The sequence below is a fragment of the Pseudoclavibacter sp. RFBA6 genome (assembly GCF_002931575.1).
GTDB lineage: Bacteria > Actinomycetota > Actinomycetes > Actinomycetales > Microbacteriaceae > Pseudoclavibacter > Pseudoclavibacter terrae.
In genome coordinates this window covers 1-22828 of the sequence record NZ_PSUA01000008.1, presented here as the reverse complement: position 1 = coordinate 22828, position 22828 = coordinate 1, and the positions used below count along the sequence as shown (strand labels likewise).

18 protein-coding genes, 1 tRNA gene and 1 pseudogene are annotated in these 22828 nt (G+C 69.9%); 6 read left to right on the top strand and 14 right to left on the bottom strand.

Annotated elements, in window-relative coordinates; genetic code table 11:
• Positions 1–23: 23 nt before the first annotated feature.
• The 7 genes from C5C17_RS05820 to C5C17_RS05790 form a co-directional block, all read right to left on the bottom strand.
• A complete protein-coding gene (locus tag C5C17_RS05820) occupies positions 24–5366 on the bottom strand; it encodes an Ig-like domain-containing protein (RefSeq protein WP_146079091.1) in 5343 nt (1780 codons plus the stop codon).
• Between the two features lie 159 nt (positions 5367–5525).
• The gene (locus C5C17_RS05815) at positions 5526–6317 is read right to left on the bottom strand and encodes a hypothetical protein (RefSeq protein WP_244296313.1); all 792 of its coding nucleotides are present in this window, start codon (positions 6315–6317) and stop codon (positions 5526–5528) included.
• A 26-nt stretch (positions 6318–6343) separates the two neighbouring features.
• The gene (locus C5C17_RS05810; RefSeq protein WP_181028503.1) at positions 6344–8107 is read right to left on the bottom strand and encodes a serine/threonine-protein kinase; all 1764 of its coding nucleotides are present in this window, start codon (positions 8105–8107) and stop codon (positions 6344–6346) included.
• A 2-nt stretch (positions 8108–8109) separates the two neighbouring features.
• The gene (locus C5C17_RS05805) at positions 8110–9849 is read right to left on the bottom strand and encodes an FHA domain-containing protein (RefSeq protein WP_104252448.1); all 1740 of its coding nucleotides are present in this window, start codon (positions 9847–9849) and stop codon (positions 8110–8112) included.
• A 2-nt stretch (positions 9850–9851) separates the two neighbouring features.
• Complete coding sequence (locus C5C17_RS05800; protein ID WP_258065995.1) at positions 9852–10742, bottom strand: PP2C family serine/threonine-protein phosphatase; 891 nt, start codon at positions 10740–10742, stop codon at positions 9852–9854.
• 131 nt (positions 10743–10873) lie between these two features.
• Positions 10874–12529 carry an ABC-F family ATP-binding cassette domain-containing protein gene (locus tag C5C17_RS05795; RefSeq protein WP_104252446.1) on the bottom strand — a complete coding sequence of 552 codons (1656 nt, stop codon included), beginning with the start codon at positions 12527–12529 and terminating at the stop codon, positions 10874–10876.
• A gap of 246 nt (positions 12530–12775) precedes the next feature.
• Positions 12776–12851 (bottom strand) — tRNA-Glu (locus C5C17_RS05790).
• Between the two features lie 174 nt (positions 12852–13025).
• Between C5C17_RS05790 and C5C17_RS05785 the strand changes: the two genes are divergently transcribed.
• Positions 13026–13688 (top strand): MBL fold metallo-hydrolase, encoded by a 663-nt coding sequence (locus C5C17_RS05785; RefSeq protein ID WP_104252445.1) that lies wholly within the window; start codon positions 13026–13028, stop codon positions 13686–13688.
• 64 nt (positions 13689–13752) lie between these two features.
• On the opposite strand, the gene C5C17_RS05780 is transcribed toward C5C17_RS05785, so the two are convergent.
• From C5C17_RS05780 to C5C17_RS05765, 4 genes are all read right to left on the bottom strand, one after another.
• Positions 13753–14031: a Rho termination factor N-terminal domain-containing protein gene (locus tag C5C17_RS05780; RefSeq protein WP_104252444.1), complete on the bottom strand. Its 279-nt coding sequence runs from the start codon at positions 14029–14031 to the stop codon at positions 13753–13755.
• Positions 14032–14087: 56 nt separating this feature from the next.
• Positions 14088–14969 (bottom strand): SDR family oxidoreductase, encoded by an 882-nt coding sequence (locus C5C17_RS05775; RefSeq protein WP_104252443.1) that lies wholly within the window; start codon positions 14967–14969, stop codon positions 14088–14090.
• A 218-nt stretch (positions 14970–15187) separates the two neighbouring features.
• On the bottom strand, positions 15188–16408 hold the full coding sequence (locus C5C17_RS05770) for an MFS transporter (protein WP_104252442.1): 1221 nt from the start codon (positions 16406–16408) through the stop codon (positions 15188–15190).
• Complete coding sequence (locus C5C17_RS05765) at positions 16405–16839, bottom strand: Lrp/AsnC family transcriptional regulator (protein WP_104252441.1); 435 nt, start codon at positions 16837–16839, stop codon at positions 16405–16407. Before C5C17_RS05765 ends, C5C17_RS05770 begins: the two co-directional genes overlap by 4 nt.
• A 79-nt stretch (positions 16840–16918) precedes the next feature.
• Here C5C17_RS05765 and C5C17_RS05760 point away from each other — a divergent pair, with 79 nt between their 5' ends.
• Positions 16919–17848: an AzlC family ABC transporter permease gene (locus C5C17_RS05760; RefSeq protein WP_104252440.1), complete on the top strand. Its 930-nt coding sequence runs from the start codon at positions 16919–16921 to the stop codon at positions 17846–17848.
• Positions 17841–18164 (top strand): branched-chain amino acid transporter permease, encoded by a 324-nt coding sequence (locus C5C17_RS05755; protein ID WP_104252439.1) that lies wholly within the window; start codon positions 17841–17843, stop codon positions 18162–18164. The genes C5C17_RS05760 and C5C17_RS05755 overlap by 8 nt, the downstream gene beginning before the upstream one ends.
• A gap of 264 nt (positions 18165–18428) precedes the next feature.
• Here the strand turns inward: C5C17_RS05755 and C5C17_RS05750 are convergent, their stop codons facing one another.
• Together C5C17_RS05750 and C5C17_RS05745 are read right to left on the bottom strand one after the other, a co-directional pair.
• Entirely contained in the window at positions 18429–19328 is a 900-nt protein-coding gene (locus C5C17_RS05750; protein WP_146079090.1) for a type II CAAX prenyl endopeptidase Rce1 family protein, read from the bottom strand.
• A gap of 125 nt (positions 19329–19453) precedes the next feature.
• Complete coding sequence (locus tag C5C17_RS05745; RefSeq protein WP_104252437.1) at positions 19454–19636, bottom strand: hypothetical protein; 183 nt, start codon at positions 19634–19636, stop codon at positions 19454–19456.
• Positions 19637–19733: 97 nt separating this feature from the next.
• On the opposite strand from C5C17_RS05745, the gene C5C17_RS05740 reads away from it, so the two are divergent.
• The 3 genes from C5C17_RS05740 to C5C17_RS18545 all read left to right on the top strand — a co-directional run bounded on the left by C5C17_RS05740 (position 19734) and on the right by C5C17_RS18545 (position 22258).
• Entirely contained in the window at positions 19734–21200 is a 1467-nt protein-coding gene (locus C5C17_RS05740) for a PLP-dependent aminotransferase family protein (protein ID WP_104252436.1), read from the top strand.
• 3 nt (positions 21201–21203) lie between these two features.
• Entirely contained in the window at positions 21204–22034 is an 831-nt protein-coding gene (locus C5C17_RS05735) for a Cof-type HAD-IIB family hydrolase (protein WP_104252435.1), read from the top strand.
• An 86-nt stretch (positions 22035–22120) separates the two neighbouring features.
• Positions 22121–22258 (top strand): hypothetical protein, encoded by a 138-nt coding sequence (locus tag C5C17_RS18545; protein ID WP_167516603.1) that lies wholly within the window; start codon positions 22121–22123, stop codon positions 22256–22258.
• A gap of 340 nt (positions 22259–22598) precedes the next feature.
• On the opposite strand, the pseudogene C5C17_RS18760 reads toward C5C17_RS18545, so the two are convergent.
• Positions 22599–22828 (bottom strand): annotated as a pseudogene (locus tag C5C17_RS18760) (hypothetical protein); the annotation flags it as partial.

The window sequence follows — 22828 nt, the reverse complement described above, 5'->3', positions numbered from 1 at the left end:
CTCTTCGGCCACCGACATTCTGGCTACCACTTCTCGAGCACCGGGCTCTTGACGACGGACGCACCGTTCTCGATGATCTCCACCCAGTAGCCACCGAGGCTCCCCGCGCAGTCCGGCAGATGGAGCCCTCCGTCGGAGTTGAGGAACGCGGCGTTCAGTCCGGTCTGCTCTCCGATCAGCTTGTTGTCGCCTGGCTTGTTGTTGCTGTAGCACTTGACGCTGTAGGTGGTCGCCTCGGAGAAGTCCTGCCCCTTGATGACGAAGCTCTTCACGTCGTCAGGCTTCCCGTCTACCGCTTTGCCCGCGATGATGCTGATCTTGTAGTCCCGGGTGTAGAACACTGTGCCCGTGATCTTGACTGTGGCCGTGGAGGCCCCAGCTTCGTTCTTCGCCGCGACGTAGACGCTCACCGGCGTCGAACCGTACTTGGGGATAGCGATGCCGGTGATCTCGAAGGAACGCTGCGATGCGGGCAGACTCGTCGTCGTCGGGGCCTGCGTTCCGACTTGCACCGTCACGTCGTACCCGCTGAGTCCTCCACCGTCCACGGCGGGCGCAGACCAGTCCGCCTTGAGTGTCCCCGTGAGCGCTCCCGGCGCGGCCTGAACATCAGGAACCGAGAGTCCCTGGGGCGCCTGAGGGAGGTTGATCGGCTTCGCGCCCGCTGAGTTCGAAGGCGGCCCTATGCCCAGCGCGTTCTTGGCCTGGACGGTTGCGGTGTACTCCACGCCGGGCACAAGGCCGTCGGAAGCCGAGAAGGTCGCACTGTACGCCACGCCAACGGACGCGGTGAGGACAGCCCCGCCCCCGGTGAGCGTCACCTCGTATCCGGTGATCTCGGGGCCGTTGGAGATGGCGCTCGACCAGCCCACGACGAGCGTGCCGAGCGCGCTGCCCTTCTCGAGCGTCACCGAGGTGGGGATGCCTGGCACGTCCTGCACCTCGACGGTGGCCAGGCCCGTGGTCTCGCGGAGGGGGTCGCCGGTCTGGTCGCCGATGCGGTAGCTGACCGTGATGGTGCCGATGAAGTTCGGGGCCGGGACGATCCGCAGCTGCCCGTCCACGAGCGAGACGGCAGCCTTCTCAGCGCCTGTGGAGACGTCGCTCGCGGAGAGGAGCTTGAGTGGCGATTCGGGGAACGGGTTGAAGTCGTTGGCGGTGACGTTCATGGTGACGGGCTCGTTGCGTCGGGCCAGCTGCTCGTCCGGCACCGCCCGCGGCAGCGGCTTCGAGGTCGAGACGACCGTGACGGTGACGGTGCCCGTCTGCACGAACTCGCGGAACGTGTACGTGACCGTGTACTTCGCGACCGTGCCGACCTTCGCGGTGACGCCGGCCCCGACCTTGACGGTGCTGCCGTCGAGGGACGCCGTGAGGTCTCCCGTTCCACCCGTGAGCTTCGAGAACTGCACCTGCGGCACGACGTCCTTGTTGGGGTGCCCCGTCGCGGTGCTCAGGTCGAAGCTCTGCTCTGTGCCCTGCTCGATGGTGAGCTGCGGGGCGACGAACGTCGGTGGGACGTCGAAGAAGTCGGGGTCTCCGACGGCGATCGGCACCCGGATGGTCGCGATGCCTGCGTTCGGGTCGTTGTCGCCGTCCGCATCCGACACCTGGAAGGTGACGGATGCGGGCCCGCGGAAGCCGGGCTTCGGCGTGAACCTGAGGTCGGTCTCGCTCTGCACGATGGCACTGCCGTCTGCCTGCTCGGCCCACGCCTCTTCCGGGTTGATGATCGTGACGCGGTTGCCGGAGGGCGCCCGGACGAGGTCGTTGACGTTCCACGAGATCGACTCGCCGACCTTCACCTTCTGCGCGGGGAGGTCGGGGATGAGGAACGGCGACTGCCGCTTCGATTCCTCGGTGATGAGCGCTGGCACCATGAGGAAGCCCGCCGCGGTGAGGCCCGTGTCCTCCGCTGTCAGCCGGTAGACGATGATCTGCCTGACGTCGCTGAGCGTCACCGTCACGCGTCCGTCCTCTTCGACCTGCGCCGCCCCGGCCCCGGCGCCCACGAGGTCGACGGCGAGCTCGCTCGCCCGCCCGCCTGGGTTCGCCGCTCCGTCGCGCACGTTGACGCTCAGCGTCTGCGCACCTGCGAAGTCGTCGAGGCGAACGACGTGGTCGGTCGCGGTCGGCGGGAGCGTCGGCGCATCCGCGCTGATCGTGATGTGGATGAACGCGGCGTCCTGACCTCCCTGGCCGTTGGTGATCGTGTAGGGCACGGAGACGAACTCGCCGTCGCTCGGGACCGTGACGATGACGGAGTCGCCGTCGACCTCGGCGTCGAGGCTCGCGTCGACCCCGACGAGCTCGGGCACGAGCTCGAGCGGGTAGCCGTTCGGGTCGGAGTCGTTCTGCAGCGCGGGGACCGCGATGCGCGATCCGGGCTTGGCGCGCACGTTGTCATCGACGGCGACGGGAGGCGCGGTCGCGGCGGCGCGGGCGACGACACCCACCTTGATGGTGCCTTCCGCGCGCTGACCGTAGCCGTCGACGACCTCGTAGCGCAGCACGTCCGTTCCGGAGGCGCCCGCGAAGGCCTCGTAGACGAAGGAGGTCTGCGTGATCTCCCGCACCGAGCCGAGCTTGGGGACGTCGACGAGCTGCGTGAGCTCGACGGAGTCTCCGTCCGGGTCGATGCCGTTCAGGGGCACCTCGATGCGCACGCTGGCGCCCTCGAAGACCCTGGCGGTGTCGGTGCCCGGCTCCGGCGGCCGGTTGTTCGACTCGTCGGGAGCCGTCACCTGGAAGGTGAGGTTCGCGCCGGCCTGCTCGCCGTGCTCGTCGACGACGGTGTACCCGAGCGAGTAGGTGCCCGGCTCGCTCGGCGCCTGGAGGCGGACGTCGTCGCCGGAGACGAAGGTGTAGCCGTCGCCGACCTGCACGTTGTTGAGCTCCGGCGCGAGCGACATCTGCGCCTCGTCCGGGTGCGAGTCGTTCTCGAGCACGGAGACGCTCGTGTAGTCGCCGGCGCGCACCCGCCTGGTGTCGTCGACGGCGACGGGTGGCTCGTGCGTCACGGCCGGCTCGACCGGGACGACGACGATGAAGCCGACGGACGTCGCCGTGCCGTCGGTGATCGTGTACGGCAGCTCTATGGCCTGCTGGATGGCCGCCTGCGAGGAGAGGCGGACGATCGTGTTGTCGATGAGCTCGACGGCGAGGCCCGCGATGCGCGCCTCATCCGTCGTCTCGACGCTCTGCACGGAGAGCACGCCAGTGCCCGTGGACACGTCGTTGCCCAGCACGTCGACGGCGTTCGACTGGCCGGGACGCAGGTAGGCGAGGTCGCGGACCGCGGTCACCTGCGCAGGCTCCGCCGCCGGCTCCTCGACGTCGAAGCGGATGATCCCGACCGAGGTGGCGGCGCCAGCCGTGACGGTGTACTGCACGTAGGCGGTCGTCGCGGTCTCGGAGGTGAAGGTCACCGTGCCGAGGTCGGGGTTGAACCCGGCCCCTCCGGTCGCCGTGCCGAGCTCCGCGATCTCGACCAGACCGAGGGCCTGCCCGTTGGGTGAGAGGTCGTTGACGAGCGGCTGCGCGGTGACGGTCTCGCCGACCACGCCGCTCGCGTAGTCGGGCGTCCCGATCGGGCCGAGCGTGCCTGGCGCCTCGACCCGGATGCGCAGCTCGCCGGCGGCCTGCGAGGAGCCGTCGGAGACGAGGTAGGGCACGACCCGCTCCCCCAGCTCCGCGCTGGCCGCCGTGAACGTGATGCGTCCGTCTGGCGTGAAGCCGATGGCATCGCCGACGGGTGCCGTGGCCCCCTGCAGGAAGATGGGGTCGCCGTCCGGGTCGATCCAGTCGGGGATGACGTTGTAGGAGATCTTCTGGCCGGCCTCGACGGCGACCGTGCTGGTCCTGTTCGTCGTGGGGGCCTGGTTCTCGGCCTCAGCGGGCTGGATCCGGATCGTGAGCCGCGCCTCAGCGACGCCGCCCTGCCTGCCGTCGGTCGCCGTGTAGGTGAGCGTCTGCTCGCCGGAGGCTCCGTCGGCGGCTCGGAACTGGAGGGCTCGCCCGTCGTCGATGAGGCGCAGCTCGCCGAAGGACTCCGGCACGTCGCCCGCGAGTCCGGTGATCGTGAGGATGTCGCCGTCGACATCCGAGTCGTTGTCGAGCACCGTCAGGTACCCCGTGGATCCGGCACGCACGCCGAAGACGTCGTCCACCAGGTCGGGAGGCGTGTTCACCTCGCCCCGCTCGGCGAGTGTCGCCTCGAACGACTCCTCGGTCGCCTCGTTCTCCCCCTCGACGCCGTCGGCATCCTCGGGCGGCACGAGCTCGTTCCAGTTCTCGACGAGCCGCATGTTCTCCTGCGGCAGCCACACCTGGCCCGTCGCGATGTCGTTGAGCGCGACGACGTTGCGGTTGACCCGGAAGAGGATCTCGCCGAGCGGTGGCGTCGACATCGACTGGACCCGCGGCTCGCCGTCACCGCATGCGACCATCGTGGCGGCGGCCTGCGCCCAGGCCGCGTGCGTGCATCCACCGACCACTGCGGGACGCGCGGTGCCCTGCGGCGTGGCCAGGGAGCCGTCGATACCGGCTGGCACGCTGACCGGGTCGCCGCCGCCGAGGGGCACACGGAGGGTTCCGTCGACGGTCGCGAACACGACCTCGGGGGCCGCCGCGCCAGGCAGCTGCACGCGGAGGGCCGTCTCGGGGACCGGCCTGGCCGCGCCGTCGACCAGCAGCGAGCCGGCCTCACGGTCGAAGACCACCGGCTGCTCCCCGACAGCGGTCAGCTCGTACGCGCCGGGGGAACCCGCGAGGGGTTCCCAGCTCTGCTCGGCGCCGAGGCCCTCCATGCGCAGGATCTGCTGCTTCTCGGGCGAGACCGCCAGCACGGTGCCGAGCGGCGTGACGACGACCTGCGCGTCCGGGCCGAGCTCCGCGACCGGCTCCGCGGTCGCCGCGTCGAAGGCGAGCGGCTGCGAGGCGTCGATGAGCCACAGTCTGCCAGTGGCCGGGTCGAGGAGCGCGATCACGCCGCCCCCATACGAGCTGCGACTGCCGGCCGGCGTCAGGATGCTCTCCCGCAGGTCGGTGAGCGCCGGGTCGACCCGTCCGAGGGAGCCGCTCGTCTGGTCGTGCAGGAAGACGGTGTCGCCGTCCTGCAGGATGCCCACGTCCGCGGTGACGAGGCTCACGCTCGCGTCGAGCTCCTGGATCTGCGCGTTCAGGCGCCCCGCCCGCAGTTCCTGGCTGTTCGAGACCCAGACGTCGCTGCTCTCCACCTCGATCTCGGCGGCCGCGAACCCTTCGTGGAGGAGCGCGAACAGCAGTGGTGTTCCCACGAGGAGGGCGAGGACGAGCGTCATCGCGAGCTGGCGGCGTCCCCTCGCCCTCGGCGCTGTTCGGCGCATGCTTCCCCACCCCCAGCAGAGCTCCTCAGCGCCTCACGCAAGGCGCACGGACATCATTGTGCACGAGGAGCGGACGCGGGCGCGACCGAGAGGGCTCCCCTTCGTCCTCCTGAAGGAGGCAAGGCTCCCCTGGACGACTGTGGCGGATGCCCGGCGGTCTCAGCGGCGGTCGAGGATGTCGAGGTCCTCCGGAGTCACGAGACGCGTCGAGATGGCGTACTCGACGAGGCGCGCGCGGCGGTTGGACGCGAGCTTGCTTCGCCCGCCCCGCAGTCCCGAGACGCCGAACTTGTCGAGCTTGTCGCACACGTTGTCGAGCTTGCGGTTGAAGGTCGGGAGCGTCCACCCGAGGCGAGCGGCCGCATCCGCCGAGCTCGGGATGACGCCGCGCCCCGGAACGGAGTTGCGCAGCACGTCCTCCGCCAGCGCGAGGATCAGCTCGCGCTGCGTCTCCGTGAGGTGGATGACGGCCTGCGTCGTGTTGCCGGACGGGGACATGTTGACGTGGGACGTGTTGTAGAAGTCCGACGCCGAGTGGATGGCGAAGTCGTACGTCGTCGAACCCGCCGTGAACATGACCTGCATGTGCTGGAAGACGACGGGCAGCTTCGCGCCGGGCGACAGCCAGGACTGCACCTGGCCAGAGTCATCGGTGACCGTGGCCGAGAGCACCGAGCCCACGTTGGAGAGCCACCACATGCCGAACTCGGCCTGGAGCACGAGGAACTGTCGGTGCAGGTACGGGTTCTCGTCGATGACGAGGTCCGCGTCGCGGCCGATCGTGAACGGCGTCGCCGGGTCCAGTTCGTACCATTCCCCGACGAACTCGACGCGCAGCGGTCCGAGTGGCGGCACCTCGCTGACGACTCGCTCGTCGCTGTCGGAGATCTCGACGGCCTCTTCCGGGATCTCGCTCGCGTCGACCGCAGAGGTGTACTTGCTTTCACTCATGGGTCCATCATGGCGGATCAGCGCGCTCATTGCGGATAGCAGACATCGAGCGGTTCCGGACTGACCTTCCCGCCGCGCCTCACCTCAACCTCGATGCAGGACTGGGCGCCTTCCGGCACTCCCGGGATCACAACCCATGTCTCACTTGTCGTCGCGCCGTCCTTGCCGTTCTCTCCGGCGGTCCAGTAGTAGACGTCGCCGGGCTGCGGGTCGGGGTTCGACCAGGAGAAGGTGACGGCTCCGTCCGGGCTGCGAACGGCGACGGGGGCCACGAGCACGGGAGGGAAGCCACCCGCGTCGATCGACACGGGTGTGGCGGTGGCGCGGCCGATCTGCTCGTCACCTGGCGTGAGCATCCATGCGATGGCGGCGGCAACGCCGATGACGACGACGAGACCGCCCGCGATGAGCCCGACGAGGGCGTTCCGCGACGGCCTGCGTCTGGCTGCCGCCGCGTTGGCCTCGCTGACGCCCGCCAGCTCGGCGGCCATCGTCGCCTCGCCCCTCGCATCACCGAGCTGCTGGCCTCCGGCTGCGCCCCCGAACGAGGGCGCGATCGGCGTCGGACCAGCGGAAGCATGGCCAGGTGTCGTGATGCGGCGGGCTGTCGTCGGGCCGGAGTCATCGCTCGCCTGCGCGCCCGCATGCTCGGCGCCCCGGGGCTTCCGGCCGGTCCGTGGGCCGCTGGCGGTCTCGTACCGGGCCGCGAACCCACCCGGCGACTGCTGCGCTGCGACCCGGACGACCGCGCGTGCGGAGGTCAGCTCGGCCTTGCTCGCGCGGGCTCCTTCGTGGACCTGCGCGTTGACCAGCGAGACGGGCCGCAGGCTCGTCGCATCCGCATCCCCACCCCCGGTCGCGATGGGAGCGGAGATCGTCATGTTGGGCACGTCGATCGCGGTCGGCGCGTAGTTCAGCTCGAGTTCGACCCGCTGCAGCGCGTACGCGAACTCGACCGCGCTCTGGTAGCGGTGGGCGGGGTTGCGGGCCATCGCCTTGTGGAGCACGCTCACGAGCGATCGGGGGACGTCACCGCGGTCGATGGGTGAGATGGATCCGCGCTCGATGCGGGAGATGAGGTCGAGCGTCGAGTTCTTCTGACGGGGGCGTTCGAACGGGGTGTGCCCTGCGACCAGCGAGTAGACGGTCGCGCCGAGCGAGAAGACCTCGCTGCGCACGTCGGGCTTCGGCTCGTCCTCGAACATCTCCGGCGGGGACCATGGCACCGACAGCCCACCTCCCCCTGCCGGGGCTGACTCGACGAGATCGCCGGCGTCTGCGAGCTCATCGTCGACGGCGGAGGAGATGCCGAAGTCGGTGAGCGCCGGCCAGCCGAAGTCGTTCGTGAGGATGTTCGCCGGTTTCACGTCGCGGTGCAGGATGCCGACCGCGTGTGCGGTCGCGACGGCGCTCGAGATGCGCACCCCCGTTCGCAGCACTTCCTCGACGGGGATCCGCTCACGCTTGTAGCGTTCGGAGAGGCTGAGGCCCGACGCGAACTCCATCACGAAGTAGGGGCGGCCGTCGCCCGCGACGTCGGCCTGGAAGATCGTGACGATGTAGGGGTGCGACGACATCTGCGCCATGAGGTTGGCCTCGCCGATGAAGGCCTGCCTGCTCGTCTCGCCGAGGTCGTCGCCGCCCAGCAGCACCTTGACGGCGACGAGCCTTCGTGGGAACTGCTGCTCGTAGAGGAAGACGTCGGAGAAGCCGCCGGAACCTAAGTGCTTTCGGTAGAGGTAGCCGGGAATCTCGGGCGGCTCCGCTGGCGTCCGTCGCTGCCCGGCCACCGTCAGTGGCTCGCCGTCATGGACTGGTTGCGCACGGTCAGGAAGATGCCGCTGCCGAGGTCGATGACCGTGTTCGGCATGACCGCCGTCGGCTCACCGGCTCGCAGCCGCTGCGGGCCACGGCCCGGCATGACGACGTCCGTGCCGTTGCGCGAGTGCAGGTCGGTGACGACGATGACGCCACCCTCGACGCTCATCAGCACGTGGTTGCGGGAGATGTCGGTCGCGCCCGTGAGCTTGACGTGGTGGGGCTCGATGCCCCCGGTCTGCTCCGCCCCCATGCTCGGGGCCCTGCCGAGCACCAGCGGCCCCGCGAGTGCGACCGTGCCGCCAGTGGACAGCTCGACGACGTAGGCGGGTGCGTTCGTCGGGGTGGGATGCGCGGGTGCGGGCGCGGGCGGCGGGGCTGAGGGTGCGGGCGCGGCGAGCGGGTCGGGCCCCACCTGCGGCGGGATCGGCGCCGGGCTCGGCGGCGCGAACGTCGGGCCCGCGCTCTCCGGGTGCGTCTCGAACGACAGCGCCTGCGCGAGCACCGTCTCACCGAGTTCGCCGAGCCCGACCTGGCTGGCACGGTCGCGCCTGAGGTCCTGGATCGATCCCCCGGCGACCGTGAGGCCGTCGTGCTCCCCACGGTCGGGGCGGTCGGGGCGGTCGGGGCGGTCGAGGCGGCCCGCCGAGGCGACGTGCTGGGGTGGGACCGACCCGAGCTGGGTCGCCGCCGGGTCGGCGTGGTCCTGGGGTTCCTGGCGCGCGGCTCGGCGCGCGGATGCCGCCTGGCGGATGCGGCTCGCTTCGTCGCTCAGGATCGTGCGGCCGTCGTGCTCGCCGATGAGGTCGGCCTGCGCTTCCGTGTCGAGGATCGGCACGGGGAACGTCTGCGCGTCACGATTCGAGGGATCCGCGTCCTCGTTCGTCTCGGGCCCCGCCTCACCTTCGGCTGCAGGCTCGCTTTCGGCTGCAGGCTCGCTTTCAGCTGCAGGCTCGGCTTCGGCAGCAGGCGTGCCGAGCGCGGCCGATTCGTCGCAGGACGGCGCCTCCTCCTCGGATGGCAGCTCGAGAATCGTCGCCTCGGGGAACGCCTCGCCGGAATCCGCCTCCGCGGTTTGCCGGCGTGGGGCCCCTTCGAGCTGCGCCTCGAGCGCCAGCGAGCGCGGCCGCACAGCCTCCCTGGGGCCGACGGCGCCGTCGAGGTCGGGGTCGGCGGTCGTCCCCACAGCCTGGAGGCTCGGAGCCGATGTCTCGGCGACTTCGTCGTCGTGGTCCGCGAACAGCAGCTGGATCGGCACCTCGTCGAGTCCGTGCCCGTCGTCTTCGACGGTGACCTCGACGCCGCGCGCGGCCGGCAGCACGGCCTCGACCCAGGTGAGCGCCTCCCGCGCGCTGATGACCGCCGGTCGCATCCCGATCCGTGGTGCGTTGGGCAGCTCGACAACACGCAGCGGTCCCCGCGCGAGAACCCGGAGGCCGTTGCCGTCGCGGATCAGGTACACGAACGGGGCGACCTCGCTGAGCGGGCCGCCGCCGAGCATGGCCCCGAGCACAGTGTCATACGAGAGGGCGCCGTCGGTGAACGCCAGGCGGGCCGCGTCGACGAGTCCCGGGGCCACAGCGTCTTCTGCCGCGTCGAGGGCCGGATCCGCGCGCTGCGAGGATGCGAACGGACGCGGGAGCAGCAGCGCGTGGCGGCGCTGACGAAAGATGACGGGAGCGTGTGCCGTGACCTCGTGGGGTGCCTCGGTCATCGTTACCTCGGCGTCGTGTCTTCGAAGCTGTCGTCGGCCGGCGGTGCCGCGATCGGCCCCGTCGTCACGGAGGGCGCAGCGGACGCCTGGTCGGCGTTCGCGTATTCGGAGTCGATGACGACGACGCTGACGTTGTCGCGTCCGCCGACCTCGACCGCCGTCTGCACGAGCGTCTCGGCGAGCGTCAGCTCGGGCTCCGGGTCGGAGTGGTACTCGAGCATGACCTGCGAGATCTGCTCGTCGCTGAGCTCCTTCGTGAGCCCATCCGAGCAGACGAGGAACACCTGGTGGCCGTGCACCGGCATGAGCCAGATGTCGGCCTCCACGTCGCTCTCGGAGCCGACGGCGCGGGTGATGACGTTGCGGTCGGGGTGGATGAGCGCGTCTGCGGCTGAGATGAGGCCCATGGCTACCATCTCCTGCACGGCCGAGTGGTCGACGGTGACCTGCACGAGCGCGCGGCCGTTCCAGCCGTACACGCGCGAGTCGCCGACGTTGAAGATCATCCAGTGCAGCAGCTCTGCGCCGAGGTCGGCAAGATCGACGAGGGCGATGCCGGAGAGCGTCGTACCCGCGACCGCACCCGGGCCGTCTGCCTCGGTCACGAGGTCCTGGACCGCACGGTTCGCGCGGTCGATGGTGCGCAGCACGCGGTCCGGCGTCGCGGGCTCCTCGACCTGGAACTCCTCGTCGAAGGTCGCGACCACGGTCTGGCTCGCGCGGTCGCCGTACGCGTGACCGCCCATGCCGTCGGCGACGAAGAAGACGGGCATGCGCGCGAGCACGGAGTCCTCGTTGACCTGGCGCACACTTCCGACGTCGCTGGCGGCACTCACGCGCAGCGCGACGGCTTCCTCCGCGCGCGCGTACGACGAAGCCAGTTCAGTATTCACAAATAGCACCTCTGGAACTCTGCCCGGGTGGCCTGCCCCGAAGGCACACCTTGTACGCGTAGATCGCGCGTGCATCCATTGTGGCATTGCGGCGGCCCTGCTGCGAGACCCGCCGCGACGCCATCCCGGCCTCACGCCTCTCCGAGGACGCTGCCTGCCGAGTCGAGGCTGAGCCGTCTGGTCACCTCGAGCCTCCCGAGGAACCGCTCGTCGTGGCTCACGACGATGAGCGCTCCGCGATAGTCACCGAGCGCGGTGACGAGTTGCGCGGTCGATTCCCGGTCGAGGTTGTTGGTCGGCTCGTCCAGCAGCAGGAGCTGGGCGGAGGGGGTCGCGAGCAGGAGCCGAACGAGCGAGACACGGAAGCGCTCGCCACCGGAGAGCGAGGCCACGGGCCGTTCGACGACAGCTCCCCGCAGCAGGAACCGGGCGAGCTGCGCCCTGAGCTCCTGCACGGAGGTCTCCGGCGCCGCCCGCTGCACGTTGTCGAGCACGCTCGCCTCATCGTCCAGACCGTCGAGGCGCTGGCGCAGGTAGCCGACACGGGTGGTGGATGCTGTCACCCACGCTCCCCCGCGCGTGCTGATGCGGGCAGCCCCCTCGGCGCCGCACGCATCCGCCGAGGTGGCGATCGCGTCGAGGAGCGTCGTCTTGCCCGACCCGTTCGGACCGGTGAGGGCGATGCGCTCCGGCCCCATGATCACGATCGGACGCAGCTCGCCTGCCGCATCCGGCACCTCGAGGGTCGCGAGCCGACGCGAGGACGCGACGTCGGGGTCGGGCAGCTGGACGCGGATGCTCGCGTCGTCCCTCACGCGCTCCTCCGCCCGGTCCACGGCGGCACGAGCGTCGGCGAGGCGCGCCTCGTGCTCACCTCGGAGCTTTCCCGCGGACACCTGGGCGCGCGCCTTCTGCCCGTTCATGAGGATCTTCGGTGCCCGCTTGTTGGCTTGCGCCTTCCTCCCGGCTCGGAGGCTGCCGGCGATCTTCGCCCCGGCCTCCCGACGGTCCCGCTGCTCGGATCGGAGCGTGCCCTCGGCCGATCGGAGGGCCTGAGCGGCCGCCGTCCGCTCGCGTTCGAGCTGCTCGAGGTAGGTGCTGTACCCGCCGCCGGTGAGGCTGATGTCCCCTCGCCGGAGCTCGGCGATCTGGTCCACGTGCTCGAGCAGCTCCTCGTCGTGGCTGGCGATGACGAGCGTGCCACGCCACGTTGCGACGAGCGCGGTGAGCCTGCCGCGTGCCTCCCGATCGAGGTTGTTGCTGGGCTCATCGAGCAGCACGACGGGCGCACGGCCCAGGCGAAGGCCGGCCACGGCGACGAGCATGGCCTCACCGCCGGACAGGCCACCGACGGTGCGCGTCAGCATCGCTTCGTCGAGGCCGAGTCCTCGCAGCTCGGCCTCGGCGCGCACCTCGATGTCCCAGTCGTCCCCGAGCACGTCATACGCGGCCGTGTCGATGGAACCGCCCTCGATGGCGCGCAGGGCCGCGATCTTCTCGTCGACACCCAGGAGGGCAGTGACCGGGAGGGCCGTGTCGAGCGTCAGCTGCTGCGGCAGGTAGGCGACATCCGCGTCCGCCCGGATCGTGCCACCGGTCGGAGCGAGCTGGCCCGCCAGGAGACGCAGGAGGGTCGACTTGCCGCTGCCGTTGCGGCCGACGAGGCCGGTCCTCCCCGGTGGGAAGGCGCCCGTGAGCGAATCGAGTGCCCGCGTCCCGTCCGGCCAGCTCAGGCTGAGGCGCTCGAAGGCGAGCGGGGTGATGGTGTGAGGTGTCGACGTAGACACGATGCTCCCTGGTGGTTCAGTGCGCGCACTGACACCGGAAGCCTCAGAAGGTGGGTTCGACGGTCGTCAGCGCACAGTGTGCGTTGCGGGGGCGTCGATAATCCTCACCGGCCTGCCAATCTGTCGGGAACAGGAACCATCCCAACGTATCCCCGAGCAGGGTGTCCGTCAACCGAACCCGGGTGCTGGAGCTTTCGCCGCGCATGCAGAAAGCCCGGCTCGAGAAGTCTCGAACCGGGCTTTCGTTGGTGATCCCAGCGGGATTCGAACCCGCGCTGCCGCCGTGAGAGGGCGGTGTCCTAGGCCGCTAAACGATGGGACCGTTTTGGCAACTCGGATATTCTGGCACACCGCGTGAACACAATGCAAGTCGGGTTTCGAGGCACGGCGCGTCGCGCGCTGTTCCGCGGGTCCCGTGCGGCCGACCAGACGCGGGTTGCTAGCGTTGTCGCATCGTCGCGCGTCCCACGGAGGCCGCATCTCATCAAGGAGGAACATGCGCCTCACCAAGCTCGAGCACGCCGCGCTTTCGATCGAGAAGAGCGGGTCTCGACTCTTCATAGATCCGGGCAAGTTCACGACCCCGATCACCGAGGCCGCGGGCACGGTCGCCATCGTCATCACGCACGAGCATGACGACCACTGGACCCCGGAGCAGCTGACCCGCATCCTCGCCAGGAACCCGAAGACCCCGATCTTCACGACCCCCTCCGCGGCCGAGAAGATCATCGCCGCGGATCTTCCGGACATCGGGGAGGTCATCGACGTCTCGGCCGGCGAATCGGTGCTGGTCGGCGGTTTCGACCTTGCGTTCTTCGGCGGCGAGCACGCCATCATCCACAGCTCGATCCCCCGCATCGAGAACGTCGGCGTGCTCGTCGAGCACGGGGCGCTCTACTACGGTGGCGACGCCTACAGCGCGCCGGAGGGCGTCGACATCGACGTGCTGGCCGTGTGCGCGAACGCACCCTGGATGCGCATCGCCGAGTCGATGGACTACATCGAGCGGGTGCGCCCCAAGCGAGTGCTGCCCGTGCACGAGATGCTGCTCGCCAAGGTCGGGAAGACGCTGGCGACGACCCGGCTCCGCGAGTCGGCGGAGCGCGCTGGCGCCCTGCTCGTCGACCTCCAGCCGTTCGAGACGCTCGAACTCGACTGACGGCCGCCGCCCCGCTCGGGACGGGCTCTCGCGAGCTCATCCTCAGCGGGGCGGGCGAGTCTCTTCAGTGCTCGCGGAGCATTCCGATGAGCTCGTCCTTGCGCTTGTCCGAGTAGCCCGTGAGGTCCAGCTCCTTCGCGCGCTTCCTGAGGTCCGCGACGGTCCAGTCCTCGTACGATCCGGATTCGCCGCCCTTCTTCCCGACCTCACCCCGCCCCTTCTTGGCGGCGGCGTTCGAGATGCGGGCGGCCTTCTCCTTCGAGTTGCCCTCGTCGCGCAGCTTCTCGTAGAGCTCCTGGTCCTTCAAGCTCGGCTGGTCGTCGGCGTTCGCGTTCTTGGGCATGGTCCGCTCCTCTCGCTTCGATCCGGGTGGGATCGCCTGTTCGGCCTCCGTCGACGTCAGAGGTTCTTGCCGCCCGTGACGGCGATGATCGCTCCGGTCGTGTAGGTGGCGTCGTCGGACGCCAGGTAGACGTAGGCACCAGCGAGCTCGGCTGGCTGGCCAGCCCGCCCCAGTGGCGTGTCCTGGCCGAAGCTCGCGAGCTTCTCCTCGTCCCAGCCAGTCGCCGGGATGAGGGGCGTCCAGATGGGGCCAGGGGCGACGGCGTTGACGCGGACGCCCTTCGGACCGAACTCCTTCGCCATCGACTCGGTGAGCGACACGAGGGCCGCCTTCGTCATGGCGTAGTCGAACAGGCCATCGCTGGGTTCGTAGCCCTGCACCGACGACGAGAAGATGACGGATGCGCCGGGCGGCAGGTGCTCTTCCGCGGCTCGAAGCGTGTAGATGGGCGCCTCGAGGTTCGTCTCGATGACGCGACGGATCTCCTCCGTCGGCGTCTCGCCGATGCTCGTCCGGTCGCGCTGGTAGGCGGCGTTGAGGACGAGCAGGTCGATGCCTCCGAAGGCGGCGACGGTCGCGTGCACGATCTCGGAGCAGTACTGCTCGTTCCGGAGGTCCCCGGGCAGGAGGAGCCCGGTCTCGCCGGCCTCGTTGATGAGGCGCGCGGTCTCCTGTGCGTCCGCCTCCTCCTCGGGCAGGTACGAGATGGCGACCTTCGCGCCCTCTCGTGCGTAGGCGAGGGCGACGGCGCGGCCGATGCCGGAGTCGCCACCGGTGATGAGGGCGCGGCGGCCCTTGAGGCGCCCGTGGCCCGTGTAGCTGCTCTCCCCGTGGTCGGGGGCTGGCGTGGTCTCGGTGGTGAGGCCTGGCTGCTGCTGCTCCTGGCTGGGGAAGCCGGAGTCGCTGAAACGGTTTCTGGGGTCGGTGAGAGCGGTCATCGTTCGCCTCCGTCTGATCGGTGGTTCGTGGTGATCGTGGGTCTGGCATCGACGCGGCGGTTCGCGGCGCGATGTACCGACGACGCTAGGGATCGAACGTTGACGTTCCCTGATCAGCAGGTGCGTGCGCGCTCAGTGCGCCGCGCGTCCGACGTCATCTTGGCGCCGGCAGATGGAGCAGCGGCGGGTGGAGCGGCGGCAGGGCCTGGTGGCGCGCGTCACCGGGTGCGTCGCGCGCTGAACGCGACCAGGGCAGCGCATCCGCTCGCCACGACGGCGACGGTCACGAGCAGGGAGGTCAGGCCGAACGTCGGCGCGAGCGCGGAGAGAATGGCTGGGAGGGCGAAGCCGATGTAGGTGAGCGCGTAGTACATGCCGGTGAGGCCCGCCAGGTTGCGGGCTCCCGCCATGGCCTGCACCTCCACGAGGCCGGTGAGCATGCAGATGCCGTACGCCCCGCCGAGGAGCACGCCTGCCGCACACGCGAGCAGCGGGGACTGGACGGCGACGTTGGCGGCGACGATGAGCGCCCCGACGGCGAGGAGCCCGAGGCCGACCGAGCCGGAGGCACCCCCGACGCGCGCGGCGATGCGCGGCACGCTGGGCTGGATGAGGAACCCGACGGTGAGCGTGACGAGCGTGAGGAGGGCGGCGAAGGCGATCTCCAGGCCCCCGAGCCGCTCGACGACGATGGCCGGCGAGACGGCGAACGCGAGCGCGGGAGCCGCGAAGACCCACGGCGCCATCGGCAGGATGACCGTGAGGAAGCGACGGCGGTGCTCGGGGGCGATGGCCACGTCGACGATCGGCCGGGGCAGTCGCTGCTCGCCCGGTCGAAGCGTTCGCGGGCCGGCGGTCTCGGTGCCGCGGGCGAGCGCGATGGCGGCGATGGCCGTGAGCGCGAGCTGCACGACGTACGGGGTCACGGTCGGCCAGGGCGCCCACTGCGCGACGAGGCCGGCGACGACGGCGCCGAGGAGGAACCCTCCGGTGATGGTGAGCGAGGCACGCCTCGCAGCGATGGCGGGTGGCACGGTGCCGCTCGAGAGCTCGCGGATCCAGGTCGTGCCGACGACCATCGCGAAGGCCACCGAGACGCCGGACAGGAGGCGCCCGAGCATCATCGCGGTCGGGCTCGCGCTGCCGAGCGCGAGCACAAGAGCGGCGACGACGCTCAGCGCAACCGAGGCGATCATGACCGGCTTGCGACCGAAGCGGTCGGAGAGGGAGCCTGCGATGAGGAAACCGGGGATGAGTCCCAGGATGTACGCACCGAAGAAGAGGTCGACCTGCAGAGCCGAATAGCCCTCGACCTTGCGATAGAGGAGCAGGAGCGGCGTGAACTGGTTGCCGCCCCAGGCCATCATGAGGACGGCGGGGGCCGCGGCGATCCAGGCCCGCTCGCGGCGTGGCGCGGGCGACGGGCACGCCGCGCTCACCCCTTGAGCACCTTCATCGTGAAATGCGAGGTGACGCGGTGGACGCCGGGGAGCCGCCAGATCTTCTCGCGCAGCAGCTTCTCGAAGCTCTCGAGATCGGCCACCTCGACGCGGATCGCGTAGTCGGGCGAGCCGAACATGCGGCGCGCCTCGGTCACCTCGGTGAGCTCGACGGCCTGCGACTCGAACGCCTCCACCGTCGAGTGCGCCTGACTCGTGAGGTCGACGTCGATGAGCACCTTGAAGGCCCGTCCCACCCTGTCCGGGTTGACCTCGGCGTGATAGCCGAGCAGCACGCCGTCTTCCTCCAGGCGCCGCACGCGGCGCAGGCAGGGCGCGGGGGTCAGCCCGACGCGCTGCGCGAGTTCGGCGTTCGTGAGTCGGGCGTTCGCTTGCAGTTCTCGCAGGATTGCGCGATCGATGGTGTCCACACCTGATTATTGCCGAATCTGACGCCGCAAGGCTCCAATTCGCTCTCGGCGTGCGCGCCCGACGTGCCAAGATCTCCGCATGACCACCGCAGACGCCGGAGCACGCGACGCTTCCCCACCTGGGCCCGCAAGGGCGAGGCCCGCGGATGCGGATGCCGTGGGCACGCGCGAAGGCACGGCCGTGGTAGCGGGAGCGGGAGCAAGAGCAGGAACAAGAGCAGGAACAAGAGCAGGAACGGGCGCCCGCGCGAACGCGGCGGCGAACCGAGCCCCGAGCCTAGCCCCAAGCCTGGCGGTCCCATCGACCCGCGGTGCGCGGATCCGGGCGGGGCTGCGTGACTCGCTCGCGGCGGGCCTCGGCGTGGTGCCGCTCGGTGTGGCCTTCGGGGTGCTGGTGATGCAGGCTGGGCTGCCCTGGTGGGTCGCGCCGTCACTGTCGGTGCTCGTCTACGCGGGGTCGATCGAGCTCCTGCTGGTGGGCCTCATCGCTGCTGGAACACCGATCCCGACCATGGCGCTCACGACCTTCTTCGTCAACTTCCGGCACGTGTTCTACGCGTTCTCGTTCCCGCTGCATCTGGTGCGCGGACGCCTCGCCCGTCTCTACTCGATCTGGGCGATGACCGACGAGGCCTACGCGATCGTGACGCCCATCCCGTCGGCGCAGCGCTCGGCGACTCGACTCCTCACCCTGCAGCTCGCACTCCAGACCTACTGGGTCGGCGGGGGCCTGGCCGGCGTGGCGCTCGCGAGCATCCTCCCGGGCGAGATCAAGGGCCTCGAGTTCTCGCTGTGCGCACTCTTCACGGTCCTGGCTCTCGACGCGATCCGCTCCCGCGAGGACGTGCCCTCGCTGCTCATCGCCGGCTTGAGCGTCTCGCTCGGGTTGCTCTTCGTGCCGGGCGCTCCGCTCTTCGCGGCGCTCATCCTCTTCGCCGTGGCGCTCGCGGCCCGCGCTCTCGTGGCCGCGCGGCGCGACCGGGGCGAGGTGCAGGTGAGCGATGTTTGACGTGTGGTGGTTTGTCGGGGCGGTCGCCGTCTGCGGCGGCATCACGTTCGCACTGCGCGCGGTGCCGTTCGCGGCCCTCAAGCCGTTGCGCGACTCGAAGACCGTGCAGCGGCTTGCCGTGTGGATGCCCGCCGGGATCCTCGCGATCCTCGCCGTCGTGACCTTCAGCGACTTCGCCGTCGAGCCGCGCACATCCCTGTGGGCGGCGATCGCGCTCGCTGTGACGATCGGCGTGCACCTTGGGTTCGGACGCAGGACACTGCTCAGCGTCGGGCTCGGGACGGCGACGTTCGTCGTGCTCGTGAACGTCTTCTAGACGATCACCCGCGCGGCCGGCACTCCCGCTCGCGCCCCCTGGGCCATCTCGACCGTCAATTCACCGCGGTCCCTGATGCGCTGCGGCGCGGTGCGCTCGCGGAGCCGCCAGACTCGCGGCCACCAGACTCACGGCCATCAGACTCACGACAACCAGGCTCGCGGCCACCCGGCTCGCAGCCGCCATACGTGACTGCCGTCACGCGTGGCGGCCGTCATACCGGGCTGCCGTCGCGCGTGGATGCCATCTCTTCTCGCAGCCTTCTCACCTGGCAGCGCTGTGGCGTCGTCGCAGCCAGCTGAAGGCGACGACCGAGATGGTCGCGTATCCGGCGAAGAAGAGCAGCATGCCGAGGTGGTCCATCTCGAACTGGACGCTGTCGCCGCCGAGCACGAGGCGGTTCATGGTGAGCCACCCGAGGTGGGCGCCGACGCTGGTCCAGACGGTGGCGGATGCGGTGGCGTCGCGCGCGCAGATCAGGAGGTAGCCGAAGGCGGTGAGCATCGTGGAGTAGACGATGGGGTCCTCACCTGCCGGTGCGAGGAGGATCTGGTCGCCCGCCCCGCGAGCTGCCGCGAGGGCCCCTTGGAGCGTGAGGGCCAGGACCGGGACGACGAGGAACGTCGCGATGTTGAGGAGGGTCGCTGCGGCGGGCGGGAAGGCCTCGCGGAGGTTCGTGAGCGCGTAGCCGCGGATCGCGAGCTCCTCCGGGATGGCTTCGAGGAGGAGCGCGACGACCGTGTTCGCCCCGAGGAACCCGAGGAGCCGCACAGGGTCGAGGGCGATGAGGCTGACGACGCCGGTGACGTCGAGCGCCAGGAGCATGGCGACGCCGGCAGCCACGAGGGTGCCGAGTCCGAGGGCGAACCCCGAGGCGTCGGCCCGGAGGCCCGTGAACCCGATGCCAGTCAGGGATCGGCGGTCCCACCGGCGCAGCAGGAGCAGGACGGCACCGACGACGACGAGCGTGACGCAGCACGCCACGAGCACGCGGGACCCGAAGCCGCTCGCAGCGGTCGCATCGACGCCCAAGAGCAGCGACGCGACCTCGGTGGAGAGCACGAGCCCGGTGGCCATGACGGCGGCAGCCACCAGGGCTCGCGCGATCGAGACCCCTCGGCCAAGCGTCGCAACTCGCCGTTGCCCGTGCTCGCCGCCTGCCATGCCGCCTCCCCCAGCTTGCGGCCAGTGTATTGGTCGCGGCGTCGGGCCACGCGCGTCGGGCCCCGACCCGGGTCGTGAGCGTCGGTCGAGGATTGGGCTGTGATCGCGGGTCGCGCTCGCGGGCGCTAACCGGCGGCAGCCGGGTCGTGAGCGCGGGTTGACGAGCTCGGCTGGCGGGAGTCGTAACTGGACTGCATCGGGCGCGCCCGGTACCCATCCCGCATCATGACGATGAGGGTGCCCGTCACCCCGGCCCCGGCGATGAGGATTGCGATGATCCCGATGACGATGAGCGGGATGAGTTCCATGGGCCACCTCCGTGACGTAGGGCGAATCGTGCTGGTGAGCACATCCAATCGTCGTATTGGCCTGGCCGTCGCGGTCCACTTCCCGCATACTGGATCCATGGAGTCGACTTCTGGTTCTCGTATCTCTGCCCGCACCCTGCTGTCGTTGGCGGGTGAGCTGCGCGACGATTCGGCGGCGTACGAGGCTCTGGCCGAGCGCATCCGCCTGCTGATCGTCGACGGGCGCATTCCGGTCGGCACTCGACTGCCTTCCGAGCGGGAGCTTGCGGTGCAGTCCGGCCGGAGCCGTACGACGATCGTGGCCGCGTATCAGTCGCTGCGCGACAGCGGGCACGTGCTGAGCCGCCAGGGGTCCGGGAGTCGTGTGACGCTCCCCCGGCTCGGTCGGCAGGACTACCGTCCGAGTGGGGAGGGTGAGAACTTCGGCGTGGACTTCGCGCGGGCGGTGCCGCCACCTGTCGAGGGTCTCGCTGAGATCATCGCGGACGCGTCGAGTTCGATGCCGCTCGCGCTCGCCGCGCCCGGTTTCGATCTCCTGGGGACGCTGTCGTTGCGGTCGGCGATCGCCGACCGGTACGCGGCGCGGGGGCTGCCCACGACGGCAGATCAGATCATCGTGACGATGGGGGCGCAGCACGCGATCTCGTTGACGGCGCACACGCTGCTCACCCGGTCGGATGTGGTGCTCGTGGAGTCGCCCACCTACCCGCACGCCTACGAGGCGATGCGGCGCGCGGGGGCGAGGCTCATCGCGACGCCGGTCACGACGGGCGGGTGGGAGATCGATCACCTGGTCGAGACGATCGAGCGCATGCGTCCGGCGCTCGCGTACCTGATCCCGGACTTCCATAATCCGACGGGGGCGTCGATGCGACCGGAGGATCGCGTGCGCGTGACGGAGGCGGCGCGTGCGACTGGCACGATTCTCGTCGTGGACGAGACGACCGCCGACCTGTCGATCGACCGGCCGTGGGACGACGGCCCGTTTGCTCGCCACGCGCGGGGGGCGTCCCCGTTCTCCGGTTCGGGGGTCGTGACGGTCGGGTCGCTCAGCAAGGCCGCTTGGGCGGGCCTCCGGATCGGCTGGATCCGGGCTGATGCGGCGCTGATTCGCCGGTTCGTGCAGGCGCGTCCCGCGGGTGATCTCGGGACGCCGCAGATCGAGCAGCTTCTCGCGGAGCGGATCGTGCGGGCCCTGCCAGAGCTGCTGCCGCGGCGCCGGGAGCAGATGCGCCGGCACCGGGACGCGCTGCACGAGGCGCTGAGCCTGCACCTCCCGGAGTGGCATGTGCCTTTGCCTGATGGTGGCCTGTCGATGTGGGTGCATCTCGCGCAGTCGGCGAGCTCCGCCATGACGTCGTTGTCGGAGGCGCGAGGGTTGGCGCTGGTCGCTGGGCCGAAGTTCTCGATCGACGGGAGCCTGGAGCGGTTCCTGCGGGTGCCGTTCACGGCGCCGATCGCTGATCTGGAGGCGGGCACTCGGATGCTTGCCGATGCGTGGGCGCAGCTGTCGGCGCGTGACGTCCGGTCGATGGCGGATACGCGTCTTCCTGAGATGGTGTAGTCCATGGTTCTCTTCATCAGCGACATCGACGGCACTCTGCTGAGCGCGCAGCGGACGCTCTCTCCCAGAACGATCGAGGCGATCGCGGCGGTTCGGGCCGCTGGCCACCACTTCGTGCTCTGTTCGTCGCGGCCCCCGGAGTCGATGCGGGTGCTCGAGCGCCTGTACGGCGGTGTCGGGTCGCCTCTGGTTGCGTTCAACGGCGGCTTGGTGCTTTCCGGGAGCGGTGAGGTGCAGCACGATGTGCCGATCTCGCCCGCGGATGCGCGGTTCGTCGCCGAGCACTGCGAGGCGTCCGGCTTGCATGCGAGTTTCTTCGCGGGTGAGCACTGGTACGCCTGGGGCGAGGATGAGTGGACCGAGCGGGAGCGCACGCACACGTGGGTGCGCCCGGAGGCTGCTTCGGCGTTGGAGTTCGTCGCGTCTGGGGAGGTGGACGCGACTCCTCCGCACAAGATCATGTGCATGGGCGATCCTGCACTGGTGGATGCGCTCGAGGTGGTGCTTGGTGCGCGTTCCGGTGTTGTGAGCTACCGGTCGAAGGACACGTACTTGGAGATCGCGAACGCGGACTGCTCGAAGGGCACGGGCCTGCTCGCGGTTGCGCAGCAGCTGGGGGTGGGTCGTGAAGACCTGTATTACTTCGGCGACAACTACAACGACCTGCCGGCGTTCGACGTGGTCGGCCACCCGATCGCGGTCGCGAACGCGCGCGCTGAGGCGCTCGCGGTGGTCGAGTCGGTGATTCCGAGCAACATCGATGATGGGGTTGCGGTCTTCTTGGAGGAGTGGCTCGCGGGGGCGCGGGTTGACGCGGCGCGACCAGTCCACTGACCCCCGAGTGGACCGCGACACGCCCGGGCGGATGCGATTGGATATGCAATATCCGGCGCCCGCCGGCAGATCACGGAGGTGGACCCATGGAACTTCTTGGTATTGGTATCGGGGTTGTGGCGGTTGTCGCCTTCGCCGCTGAGACTGTTCGCGCTGTCCGCAAGGATGGCTATGCGCAGCGCCCCACGCGCTTCGGCTACAACACTCGTCAGCCGCAGCTCTAGTCGCGCTGCTGCATCCCGCTCCGTGTGAGCGGAGTTGGACAGCAACCGGTGCCGCCCTGGTCTTCGTGATCTCGGCGGCACTTTCGCGTTTCCGCGCCGACTCTGTGATCTTCCGCGCCAACCCCGAAGAGACCCGAGTCTGCCCTGCGGGCGGCCTCCGGGTCCTCGGTTGTTCCGGGTCCTCGGTTGTTCCGGGTCCTCGGTTGTTCCGGGTCCTCGGTTGTTCCGGGTCCTCGGTTGTTCCGGGTCCTCGCGTGCTGAGGGGCTTCGCGTGCTGAGGGTCATCGCGTGCGGGGCTTCGCGTGCTGAGGGTTTTCGCTTCTTGAGGGGCCTCGCTTGTTTAGGGTCTTCGGTTGATCTGTGGGCGCGCGCCTTGGGTGGTGGTAGCGGTGGTGGTGGTGGTGTAGCCGCGGCGGCGGGCGGTTCTGCGTGGGGCGTGGTGTCCGAGCGCGGGGACGACGTGCCAGCGCCCTTTGCTGCTGTGGGTGAGGGCGAGGCGTCCGCGGTGGACTTCGTGGTGGTGGAAGGAGCAGAGCAGGATGCCGTGTTTCGCGTCGGTGGGTCCGCCTT